Annotated in this window: 12 protein-coding genes; 9 read left to right on the plus strand and 3 right to left on the minus strand. The window is 24.4% G+C overall.

Features of this window, described 5'->3' with window-relative positions; all coding sequences use genetic code 4:
* From ACJA29_RS02390 to ACJA29_RS02410, 5 genes are all read left to right on the plus strand, one after another.
* On the plus strand, window positions 1–813 hold the full coding sequence (locus tag ACJA29_RS02390) for a bifunctional 5,10-methylenetetrahydrofolate dehydrogenase/5,10-methenyltetrahydrofolate cyclohydrolase (RefSeq protein WP_406602312.1): 813 nt from the start codon (window positions 1–3) through the stop codon (window positions 811–813).
* A 9-nt stretch (window positions 814–822) separates the two neighbouring features.
* Window positions 823–2,094 (plus strand): hypothetical protein, encoded by a 1,272-nt coding sequence (locus ACJA29_RS02395; RefSeq protein ID WP_406602313.1) that lies wholly within the window; start codon window positions 823–825, stop codon window positions 2,092–2,094.
* A 28-nt stretch (window positions 2,095–2,122) separates the two neighbouring features.
* Entirely contained in the window at window positions 2,123–3,493 is a 1,371-nt protein-coding gene (locus tag ACJA29_RS02400; RefSeq protein ID WP_406602314.1) for a M17 family metallopeptidase, read from the plus strand.
* A gap of 1 nt (window position 3,494) precedes the next feature.
* Window positions 3,495–3,632 (plus strand): hypothetical protein, encoded by a 138-nt coding sequence (locus ACJA29_RS02405; protein ID WP_406602315.1) that lies wholly within the window; start codon window positions 3,495–3,497, stop codon window positions 3,630–3,632.
* A gap of 137 nt (window positions 3,633–3,769) precedes the next feature.
* The gene (locus tag ACJA29_RS02410) at window positions 3,770–4,939 is read left to right on the plus strand and encodes a M17 family metallopeptidase (RefSeq protein WP_406602316.1); all 1,170 of its coding nucleotides are present in this window, start codon (window positions 3,770–3,772) and stop codon (window positions 4,937–4,939) included.
* Between the two features lie 15 nt (window positions 4,940–4,954).
* Here the strand turns inward: ACJA29_RS02410 and ACJA29_RS02415 are convergent, their stop codons facing one another.
* The 3 genes from ACJA29_RS02415 to ACJA29_RS02425 are packed head-to-tail and all read right to left on the minus strand — an operon-like array spanning window position 4,955 to window position 8,156.
* On the minus strand, window positions 4,955–5,758 hold the full coding sequence (locus ACJA29_RS02415) for an ATP-binding cassette domain-containing protein (RefSeq protein WP_406602317.1): 804 nt from the start codon (window positions 5,756–5,758) through the stop codon (window positions 4,955–4,957).
* A 2-nt stretch (window positions 5,759–5,760) separates the two neighbouring features.
* Entirely contained in the window at window positions 5,761–6,828 is a 1,068-nt protein-coding gene (locus ACJA29_RS02420; protein WP_406602318.1) for a hypothetical protein, read from the minus strand.
* Window positions 6,829–6,860: 32 nt separating this feature from the next.
* The gene (locus ACJA29_RS02425; protein WP_406602319.1) at window positions 6,861–8,156 is read right to left on the minus strand and encodes a thymidine phosphorylase; all 1,296 of its coding nucleotides are present in this window, start codon (window positions 8,154–8,156) and stop codon (window positions 6,861–6,863) included.
* A gap of 121 nt (window positions 8,157–8,277) precedes the next feature.
* Here ACJA29_RS02425 and ACJA29_RS02430 point away from each other — a divergent pair, with 121 nt between their 5' ends.
* From ACJA29_RS02430 to infB, 4 genes are read left to right on the plus strand one after another with little or no spacing between them, the layout of a single operon-like run.
* Window positions 8,278–8,715 (plus strand): hypothetical protein, encoded by a 438-nt coding sequence (locus tag ACJA29_RS02430; protein WP_406602320.1) that lies wholly within the window; start codon window positions 8,278–8,280, stop codon window positions 8,713–8,715.
* A 1-nt stretch (window position 8,716) separates the two neighbouring features.
* On the plus strand, window positions 8,717–10,213 hold the full coding sequence (locus ACJA29_RS02435; RefSeq protein ID WP_406602321.1) for a NusA N-terminal domain-containing protein: 1,497 nt from the start codon (window positions 8,717–8,719) through the stop codon (window positions 10,211–10,213).
* An 18-nt stretch (window positions 10,214–10,231) separates the two neighbouring features.
* Entirely contained in the window at window positions 10,232–10,498 is a 267-nt protein-coding gene (locus ACJA29_RS02440) for a YlxR family protein (RefSeq protein WP_406602322.1), read from the plus strand.
* On the plus strand, window positions 10,479–12,290 hold the full coding sequence (infB, locus tag ACJA29_RS02445; protein WP_406602323.1) for a translation initiation factor IF-2: 1,812 nt from the start codon (window positions 10,479–10,481) through the stop codon (window positions 12,288–12,290). The genes ACJA29_RS02440 and infB overlap by 20 nt, the downstream gene beginning before the upstream one ends.
* The last annotated feature ends 3 nt before the right edge of the window (window positions 12,291–12,293 follow it).

Consider the following 12,293-nt stretch of genomic DNA (forward strand, 5'->3'; position numbering starts at 1 on the left):
ATGAAAATTTTAGATGGAAAAAAAGTTGCAGAAATTGAATCATTAAAACTAAAAAATATAGTTTCTTCATTGCCAAAAAAACCAAGTTTGGCTATTATTCAAGTTGGTAACTTAGAAGAATCTAATAAATACATTAATAATAAAATTAAAAAAGCAAATGAATTAGGAATTACAACTCAACATATAAAATTTGATGAGAATATCAAAGAAAATGAAATTATTAATTATATTAATCAAATTAATCCAAAATATGATGGAATTATTGTTCAACTTCCACTGCCATCAAGTTTAAACAAAAAAAGAATATTAGATTCAATTGATCCTTCTAAAGATGTTGATTGCTGTAATTCAATTAATTTAAGTAAATTTTATAATGATGATAATCCTCTATTTATACCTGCTACAGCAAGAGCAATTAAAATCCTTCTAGATTTTTATGAAATAGATATAAAAAACAAAAAAATTTTAGTAATAGGTGAATCAGATTTAGTTGGTAAACCCACAAAAAAATTATTATCTTATTTTTCATCGCATGTAGATTCAACAAATAAAAAAATAGGCATATCACACGCTAATAATTATGATGTTTTAATAGTTGCTGCGGGATCGCCGAAATTAATTAAAAAAAATAATGTAAAAAATCAAGCAATCATTATTGATGTAGGAATAACTATTCAAGACAATAAAATGTATGGAGATGTAGACTTTGAAGATGTAAAAGATATTGTTCAAGCAATTAGTCCAGTTCCTGGTGGCGTGGGACCTTTAACAGTGATTTGTTTAATGAAAAATTTGGTAGAAAAATTATTATAATTATGTAATATGGGAAAATCAAAAATTAGAAATTTTATTGAAAAAAGTTTATACATAATTTTAGGTGCCATAGCAGTTGCTGGAATTGGTTTTGGGTGCTACAAATTATATGATTCTTTATTTAAAAGTTTATTTAAAAGACAAATTGAAGAAGCTAATACAGATTGAAAAAAATTTCCTCCAGGTTATGAAGATTATTCACAAAGACATTCTTATAAAATTCAATTAAGAATTTCTGATAATAAAGCATCTAATGGTACTGCTTGATCATGATATTGAAAACAACAACAAAGTAATTCTTCTTTATATGATTGATATCTAATTACAAATTTCCATGTAGTTAATGAAGCTATTGCATATAATTTAAATTTAACAACTGAAGATAATTCCAACAAAGTGGTTATATCAGATGCTAATGCATTATTAGACGCTTATCATAATAAATACAAATTTACATTCGATAATAATAATGTACTAGATGAATCTTGATTTTCTTTATATAGATGAAAAACAGGAAGCACAAAAGATGGATATACACATCTTTTAGGTAATTCTAATAGCACTCTTAGAAATTGTGTAAAAGAATTTAGTATTATTGCAGATTTTGAAAATAAAAATATTGATTTATTTTCTAAATTAAATAATCAAAATACTGCTCAAGACTACAATTTGGATATGGCTCTTATTAAAATAACTTTTGATTTTAGTTCTTATGAAAATCCTGGTATTCCAAATGACAATCCTGGTATTCCAAATGACAATCCTGGTATTCCAAATGAAAATCCTATCATTCAAAGTTATTCACCAGTTTTAAATTTTCAAAATTCTACAACCGCAGAAAGAATATATAAGGAGAACAAGAAAATTTTTATTGCTGGTCATCCTGTTGCTAAACAAAAACTTGTTGGTGTAGAAATTGATTCTAAATTTATCCCTGATTATAAGAGTTTAGAAAGTTTTGAAGATCCAATTCTAAAAAAATTAAAAGCTCCATATCTTTATTCATCAAATGTTTATACTAATTTCCCATTATCAGGAGGAGCATCAGGATCTGCTGTATATCAAGATATTAATTATCCAATCGATAGCAATCCAAATTCTGTCCAAACAATTGATTGAACCAAAAAAGTTCCAGTTGGAATTTATTGAGGAGGTCAATCAACTACCAATACCAATACAATGATACCATCATTTATCCCATTTATTGCAACCAATCAAGCATACGGCGGATATAACATATTTATTAATTTTATTGATGCTGTTAATAGAAACAAAATATAAAAAATAATTAAAATCAAGGAGATATTATATGAAAATAATAAATAAGGAAAACAAAAATAAATTTATATTAAAAGGATTTTTTGAAGAAGATAAATTAAAAGTTAAAAATTTATTAACAACTTTTGGAACAATAACAGAAGATATTAACAAACAGATAAGTTATATTTGTTTAGGTTCTAATAAAAAATTTGATAAAAATTCATTAAAAAAAATTGCTAATAAAATTATTAAATTAAATATAAGAGAATTTCAAATTATTGCTAAATCTTTTGTTACAAAAGAATTAGATTTACAAAATGTTGTTAATGTATTTATTGATACATATGAATATTTAAATGGTGATGATTTGTATTCAGCAAAAACTACTAAAAGTGAAAAAAGTTTTCCTTTATTTTTAGTGGTTGAAGATGCTAAAGTTGTTGCCGAATCAAAACAAACTTTAATTATTTCCCAATTAGTAAATAAAGCAAGAAAATACCAAGCTACACCTCCTAATATTTGTAATTCAGAATGATTAGCTCAAGAATTTAAACAAATGTTTAAAGATAACAAAAAAGTTAAAATTAAAATTTTAGATAAAGCACAAATTGAAAAAGAAAAAATGAATTTATTTTTATCTGTAAATAAAGGTAGTGCTTTTGAACCTAGATTAGTTGTTATTGAATATAATGGAAATCCAAAATCAAAAGAAAAGATTGCTTTAATAGGTAAAGGAATTACATTTGATTCAGGTGGATATAATTTAAAACCTTCTCAACATATAAAAGGAATGAAATTCGATATGTCTGGAGCTGCTATTTGTGCAGCTGCTATGAAAGGGATTGTTGATTTAAATGCTAAAACTAATGTTTGTGCTGTTTTACCTTTAACAGATAACAAAATATCTTCAAATGCTCAAACCCCTGATTCTATTTGAACATCTATGAGTGGTAAAACAGTAGAAGTGAATAACACAGATGCTGAAGGTAGATTAATTTTAGCAGATGCTATTACTTATGCTATTAAATACTTTGATCCAACTCAAATTGTTGATATTGCTACTTTAACAGGAGCAATTATTATTTCTCTAGGTACAACTTATACAGGAATTTGATCTACATGTGAAAAATCATATAACAAATTCTTAGCTGCAGCCAACAAACAAGATGAACTTGTTTGAAGAATGCCTTTCCATGAAGATTTTTTAAAAAATATTAAATCAGCAAATTTCTCTGATTATAAAAATACTGATTTATCAGGAAAAGGTGGATCCAATTCTGCAGCAATGTTTTTAAAAGAATTTACTGAAAATAAAAAATACATTCATTTAGATATAGCAGGAACTGCCGGAGATGGAGACAATCCTACAGGTGTTATGGTAAAAACATTAATACAATTTGCATTGGATTTTGATAAATAATATGAAAACTTTAGAATTAGCCAACATCATTAATTTTATTAATGATATTAGAGAAGAAAAAACTTTTTTAATCAAAGGTTTTTTCTCTCTAATATCATTAATTTTATTAATGATATTAGAGAAGAAAAAACTTTTTTAATCAAAGGTTTTTTCAAAGAAAGTAAAACACCTTTAATTAAAAAAGAAAAATATATTTTTGATAATATTGATGAAGAAGTTTCACATATTTATTTAGGCTCAAAAGATGAATTTGATCTAAATAAATTAGATGAAATTATGTCATTAATTTTAAAAAATAATTTAAGAATGTATCAAATAGATGCAAATTCTTTTATTACTAAAAAAATTAAAAAAGATGATGTTGTAAAATCATTTATTTATAATTGACATGATATTAATGGTAAACAATTTAATTTGAAAACTCAAAAAACTAAGTATAAACCTACTTACTTATTGATTAATGAATTTAAAGATAAATGATTTGAAGATATCTTAATTGCATCTCAGATGTGTGAAATTAAATCTTTACAAAATATGCCACCTAATATCTTAACAATCAGCAAATTTGTTTCATATGCAAAATCATTATGTAATCATAATAAATTAATGAAACTAAATATTTTAGAAATTAATGATTTAAAAAAATTAAATATGAATTTAATTTTAGGAGTTAATAAAGGATCTAAAGAAAATGCAAAAGTAATTGTTATTGAATATAAAGGAAAACCTAATTCAAAACAAAAAATTTCTTTTATTGGAAAAGGTATTATTTTTGACTCTGGTGGATATAACTTAAAAACCCCAGGAAAATATATGAATGATATGAAATTTGATATGTCTGGAGCTGCTATTGCTCTTTTACTAGTAGATACTTTAAGTAAATTAAATGTTAAAAAAAATATTTCATGTGTTATCCCTGTAACAGATAATATGATTGATGCAGCTGCTCAACTACCAGAAACTATTCTTACTTCTATGAGTGGTAAAACTGTTGAAGTTGTTAATACCGATGCAGAAGGTAGATTAATTCTAGCAGATGCTATTACTTATGCCGCTAAAAAACTAAATTCTTCTTTAATTATTGATTTAGCAACTTTAACAGGAACAGTTATTTATGCATTAGGAAAATATACAGGTGCTTGATCATCAAAAGATCAAAATTGAACAATTTTAGAAAAAGCTGCTAAAAATCAAAATGAATTAATTTGAAGAATGCCATTAAATGATATATTTTTAAATTCTTTATACAAAAATACTCATGCTGATATTTTGTCTTGTTCTGATACTGATAAACCTGATTCTAATATTGCAGCAGCTTGATTGAACTTATTTGCTAACGGAAAAGATTATATTCATTTAGATATAGCTGGTAGCGCAGATGAAAAATCATTTGGTAAAGCCCCTATGTTTAAAACACTAATTAATTTTGTTAATTTATTAAATTAATGATTAAAACATAAATTACATAACAATATATTTTTTCAACATATTTTTAATAGAACCGAATTCCTTAACAATATCTGTTACTTTGGCATCAATAAAAATTTCTTTATTAGCTAAAATAATAATTCTATCTACCATATCTTCAATACAATCAATATCATGACTAATAATTACTAAAGTAATTTTATTTTTTTTACAAAATTCTAAAATATAATTTTGCAATTTATTTTTAATAGCAATATCCAACCCTGTTGTAAATTCATCTAAGAATAAAATTTTAGGAGATCCTATCATTGAAACAAAAACATTAATTCTTTGTTGTTGTCCTCCTGATAATTTAGATATTTTAGTATTCATTATCTTATCAATTTCAAACGCTTTAATTCCTTCTTCAATTTCTGCTCTCTTATTCTCAAAATTAGATAATTTAATTGCAAACTCAATCAAATCTTTAGGAGTTAAAGAAATGGGGAATTTTAAATCTTGAAATTGAACAGATAATTTTTCATATGGTGTTTTTTCATAATCAAATAAATATTCAATTGTTCCTTTTTTAGGTTTCACAAAACCTGCTACTGTTGATATTGTTAATGTTTTTCCTGAACCATTAGGCCCCAAAAAAGCTAATCTTTCATTTTCATAAATTTCAAAACTAATATCTTGATAAATATTTCTATGATTAAATGAATGAGAAATATTATTAACTAAAACTAAAGGTTTCATTGATGAATAAGATTCTTTTCTAATAAATTTATCCAAATGTAAATATGGATTATCTTGAATATTATCTAAATTAACATTTTTATTTTTTCTAAATTTCATTTTTACCTACTTGTTCAATTAAATTTTTTAATAGCAACTATAAAGAAAGTGAATGTTAAAACATAGGGCATAATAATATTTAAAATCAATTGTCATGGACTATAAACATCAGTTGATTTCAGTTCTGTTATTACTATTGGTAATTCATCAACTGGCAACATAGATATATCCATTCTACTATTTAATAGTAAAGTAGCATTATCCTTTGCTGAATAATATTTTATACTAAACATTTTATAAGTATGATTTAAATCAAATATCCCTGAAAAATGATAATTTTCAATATTGTCGTGATAAAACTTATCAGTTCCATTAATGAATTGAACGCTATTTGGAGCGAGTCCTGGAATTGGAACTTTTGAATCAAAAATATATCAACACAAATCAATTAATTGCTTATTATCATTTTCTAATACCATATTCATCATATTTAAACTATATGAAGTAGGAGAAAACAAAGTAAATATTTTAATTGCTAAAGATCTTGCTAAAACATTAACAGGAATAAATTGACCTGAAAATGTTATTGAAATAATAATTAGTAAAAAAGCTATTATTTGAATCAAAATAATTTTATTAATTAATACTCCAAGCAACAAACCAAAAGATAAACAAGAAATATAAATATTAAATAATGAATAAGTTAATTCAGGTCACTTTATATTTTCAAATACTTTAGGTGCTTCTGAACCTAAAAATGTTGCATATAAAAGAGTAATTATTAATGTTGCAACAAAAATTGCAATAAAGTTATAAGACAAAATTATTAAAGAGAATTTTGATTTTGTAATTTTTGAAATTGAAATTTTTCTTGAAATAATAGATGTTTTAAATTCTACAATCATTTGAGGCAACGAAATAAAACATAATGGTAAAATTGAAAAAGAAAAATATGCTGCCAAACCACTAGTAAACAAAGTAATATCATCTTGTCCTAATATTCTATAAATCAACATTAAAAAAAATGGCAAAGTCAGTGCTGATAATGGTCCTGTTCTTGATTTTCAAAAATGTTTATTAATTAATTCTAGAGTAGCAATTTCTTCTCTATTATTTTTTAAATACAACATAGTAAAATTATAACAATAATTTTATCTTCATTTTACTTTAAGTTATTTAAAATAATTGGATCATTTTTTAAGTTTTTACTAATTTCAATTGATTTTCATACTTCTTTTGAAAGTGATAAATCTATCTCTTTACTTGAATACAAAATCATAATAGGATCATTTTTTTTGACATATTCATTTGATACTTTCACAAGTTCAATTCCTGCTTCATTATCAATAATGTCTTCTTTTGTTTGTCTACCTGCTCCCAATTTCATTGCTACTGTTCCTAATACAACAGAATTTGTTAATCTCAAATACCCTTCTTTATTAGCTTTAATTATTAATTTATATTTAGGATTTCATCATTGGGGTTGGCAAATAATTTTACTATCACCACCTTGATTATTAATCATTTCAATAAATTTTTTATAAGCTTTTTGAGATTTTATTGCATCATCAATTAATTTAATTGCTTCTTTTTTGTTTTTAACAATTTTTGCTTGCATTAAAATTTCACTAGAAGATGAATAAATTAATTCCATAAACCTTGGTTCACCATTTCCTTTTAAAGATTCCATTGCTTCTAAAATTTCATTTTTATTTCCAATCATTCTCCCTAAAGGTTGATCCATATTAGTAATTTCAGCTCTTACATCTTTTTTTAATTTTTTTCCTATAGAAATCATTCATTTAGCAAGTTCTGTAGCATCTTTTTCATTTTTCATAAATGCTCCTGAACCGCATTTAACATCTAATAAAATAGCATCAGAACCTGTTGCTAGCTTTTTAGACATAATTGAAGAAGCTATTAAAGGCATTGAATTTACTGTTCCTGTTACATCTCTTAAAGCATATAATTTTTTATCAGCTGGAACCAAATCATCAGTTTGACCAATAATAGCAATATTAGATTTTTTTAGCAATTTTTTAAATTGCATTTCATTCACATAACAACCGAATCCTGGAATGGATTCTAATTTATCAATTGTTCCACCAGTATGACCTAAACCTCTACCTGACATTTTGGCAAATACCGCTCCAATTGAAGCAACAATTGGTCCTAGAACTAAAGAAACTTTATCCCCTACTCCTCCAGTAGAATGTTTATCAACTTTAATACCTTTAATTTCTGATAAATCTATTATCTTCCCTGTATGCATCATTGATTGAGTTAAAAATGTTGCTTCTTTTAAAGTCATTCCATTTAAAACTATTGCCATTAATAAAGATGATATTTGGTAATCAGGAATTATTCCTGAAGTATAATTTTGAACAAAAAAATTAATTTCTTCTTGAGATAATTCTTTTCTATTTTTTTTATTTTCAATAATATCTAAAATAGTCACAATCTAAATTTTAATTGAAATTAATTAAAATTTTTTAATTAAATTCTAGTATAATTAAGTTACAAATTGAATAGAGGAAAGGTTGCTAAAAAGCAATCTTTCTATTAATTAGGAGAGTAATTTGATTCAAAAACTAAAAGAAAAAATTAATTTTAAAATTAATTCAATTCAATTTGTAAAAAGAGAAGGACTAACATTTTTAGATATTGAAATTCCTGAAACATCATTAGATCAAATTGAAGAAAAATCTAAAATTATTCTTAATTTGATTCATGAAATTGATGATGACAATATTGATTATTATTTAAATGTTTATTCTGAAGGTACTGAAAAAGAAATTGATCTCAAAAATATTAATTTATTTATTGATCAATATCTATTAGTAAAAACTAATAAACATTATTTACATAAAGTCGAATGAGAAGGGCATTTAATTGAAAATAATATTAATGATATTGTTATAAAAATTAATAACAAAGGAAGAATTCAAAAATTAAAAATTAATAAAAAGGATATTTCTTTTATAAAAACAACAGCAAAATTAAGAAAGGAAAAATAATATGGCTTTACAAAATAAAAAAAATATTTTGGAATTAATCAATTTTGTTTCTAGAACAAAAAATATTGATAGAAAAATAATTATAGATTTTTTAAGAAATTCTATTCAAAGAATTGTTAATTCTCAATTAGACCCAGATGCTGAAATTACACTTGAAATTAAAGATGATGAACTAATTCTAACAAATCTTAAAAAAATGGTCATTTCTGATGATGAAGAATATAAAAATGATTCAGAAATTGTAGATATTCATTTATCCAAAGCTCAAGAAATTGATCCTAATGCAAAAATCGGAGATACTATAGCAGCACAAATTTCTTTTGATAATTTTTCTAGATCATTATATTCTAAAATTGAACAATCATTTAGAATAGAAATAATTAATTGAGAAAAAAGAAGAATTTATGAAAAATATCAACCTTTAATAGGAACTGTTGTAGAGGCTAAATTAGAAGAAGATTTTGATGGAAGAGGGGCAACATTTTTATTAGAAGATGGAACTCTTTGCTACATGCCTTCAAAATATCAAAATCAAAAAATTAAATTAACTGATAAAAAATATCACAATGTAACTATTGAAGAAGTTTATGAAAATTCTAAAAGTTATCAAGTTCTTGTATCAAATGATTCTCCAAACAAAATTAGAGAAATTTTAAAAAGAGAAATTCCAGAAATTGAAAATGGAGATATTCAAATTGTAAGTATTTCTAGAATTAAAGGAGAAAGAGCAAAAATATCATTTAGAAAAAATCCTAAATTAGAAGCTGAAATTGATGTAATTGGATGTATTATAGGTAAAAATGGAGATCGAATAGAAAGAGTTTCTCAAGAAATTGGAGAAAAAATTGATGTTGTTTTATATTCTGACAATATTAATGAATATATAGCTAATTCATTAAGTCCTGCAAAAATTGTTTCAATTAACAAAAAATCAAGTTCTAATGATTACTTAGTTGTTGTTCCAAATAAACATAACACAATAGCAATTGGTAAAAAAGGTGCTAATGTTAAATTAACTGTTGAATTAATTAGAGTAAATATTGATATTTGTTCATATTCATATGCTATTGAAAATAATATTCCTATTCATTGAAATGGTAATTTAACTAAAGAAGAATTAAATAGTATTGATGAAGGTTTTGTTCCAATGAAAAAACCAATGAACAATAATAGAAGAGGAAATATTAATAGAAATAATTGAAGAAATTCAAATTATTCAAGTTTAGTTGATTTAGAAAAAGAAATTGATGAATATAATTCAGAAATTTTATCTTACTCTCCTGTTGATTATTCTCAATTTACAATTAATAATAAAGATGAAAAACAAGATGAAAATGTTGAAAAATTAAATGATGCTGTTTTAAATCATGAAGAAAACCCAAAAATTAACACTAATGAGATTAAACAAGTAAATGAAAACTTTAAATTTGATAAAGATTTAGTTGGTGATATTGATTTAAGCGATTACGACTTTGATGATTTTGATGATGATTTTTAAAATTTAATTTAAATGTTTATGATTTCAAGAAAATGTATTGTAACTGGCAAAATATTACCAATAAATCAATTAATTAAATTTGTTTTATTAAAAGATAAAACAATTGTTCTTGAAAAAGATAAAAAGATTTATGGAAGAGGGGCTTATTGTACAAATGACCCAAAAATTATTGATGATTTATTTAGAAAGAAATATTTAAATAAATCTTTTAAGCAAAATATTCTTCCAGAAATATATAATCAACTAAGAGAGGAGGTTGATAAATATGTCAAAAATAAAAAGTAAAAGAATCTCAAATGATGATGAAATTAAAAATCAATTAGTTGATATTAAGGTAGAACTAAAAGATGGAGTATTTATTTTCACAGGTCCAATGAGTGTTAATGAATTTGCAAAAAGAATTAATAAATCTACTAATGAAATTTTGACAAATTTATTCAAAAAAGGTATTATGTATACTTTAAACTCTATCTTATCTGAAGAGGAAATTGCAGAAATTTGTTTTGAATATGGATTCGATTTTCAAAAGGAAATTGAATTAAATGAATCTAATTTTATGGATCATTTTGAAATCAATGATGATCAAAAAGATCTAGTTCCTCGTCCTCCAATTATTACTATTATGGGACATGTTGATCATGGTAAAACAACACTAATAGATAAAATTAGAAAATCTAATATCACTTCTACTGAAGCTGGTGGAATTACTCAACATACAGGAGCTTACCAAGTTAATCACAAAAAAAGGTTAATTACTTTTTTAGACACTCCTGGTCATGAAGCATTTACAGCCATGAGATTAAATGGGGCTAAAGTAACGGATATTGTTATTTTGGTTGTTGCAGCAGATGATGGGGTTATGCCTCAAACAGTAGAAGCTATTGATCATGCAAAAGCTGCTAAAGTTCCAATTATTGTTTTCATTAATAAAATGGATAAACCAAATGCAGATCCTGAAAAAGTAAAAGGTGATTTATCAAAACATGACATTTTAGCTGAAGACTGGGGTGGGGATACTACATTTATTTATGGTTCTGCATTAACTGGACAAGGAATAGAAGATCTATTTGAAGCAATTATTTTACAAGCTGATATTTTAAATTTAAGAGCTAATAAAAATCGTTCACCAATTGGAACAGTTATTGAAGCAAATATATTAACTGGTAAAGGTACTATAGCAACATTGATGATTACTAATGGAACCATTTATAAAAGAGATTTTATTGTAGCTGGTTCAAATTTTGGAAGAATAAAAACACTTTTAAGTATTGAAGGAAAAGAAATTGAATCTGCTGGACCTGGTACTCCGGTTATCATTACTGGTCTAAATTATTTACCTAAATCAGGTGATAAATTCTTAGGTTTTGAGGATGAAAAATTTGCTAAAAAATTAGCTAATAAAAAAGCTTTTTCAGACAAACAAAATGAACTTATTAATAAAAATATCAACTTAAATAATGCTGGAGATAAAAAGGTTATTAATTTAATTATTAAATCAGATGTTCAAGGAACTGCTGAAGCAATTAAATATTCATTATCTAAATTATCAAATAAAGATGTCATTATTAATATTGTTAGATATTCAAGTGGATCAATAACAAATTCAGATATTTTACTAGCAAAAGCTTCTAATGCAATTATTTTTGCTTTCAATTTAAAAGTAGATGCCTCAATTCGTAACCAAGCAGCTCAAGAAAAAATTATTATTAAAACCTCTTCTATTATTTATGAAATTATTGAAGAAGTGGAAAATATTGTTAAATCTTATGGTGAACCGGAATATGAAGAAATTAAAGTTGGAGAAGCTGTTATTCAAAAAATATTTTTCTATTCTAAAGTTGGTAATATAGCAGGTTGTTTAACTACAAGTGGTGTAATTAAAATTAATACTAAAATGAAATTAATAAGAAATAACAAAGTTATTCATGAAGGTATTTTAGAAACTCTACAACATGGTAAGGACACTATTAAAAAAATTGAAAAAGGAAAAGAATTTGGTACACATATCAAAGATTTTAATGACATTAAAGAAGGAGATATTATTGAAACATATGAAAATGTTTTAATAAATAAATAACAT

Source organism: Metamycoplasma sualvi (assembly GCF_045276925.1).
Lineage (GTDB): Bacteria > Bacillota_I > Bacilli_A > Mycoplasmatales > Metamycoplasmataceae > UBA710.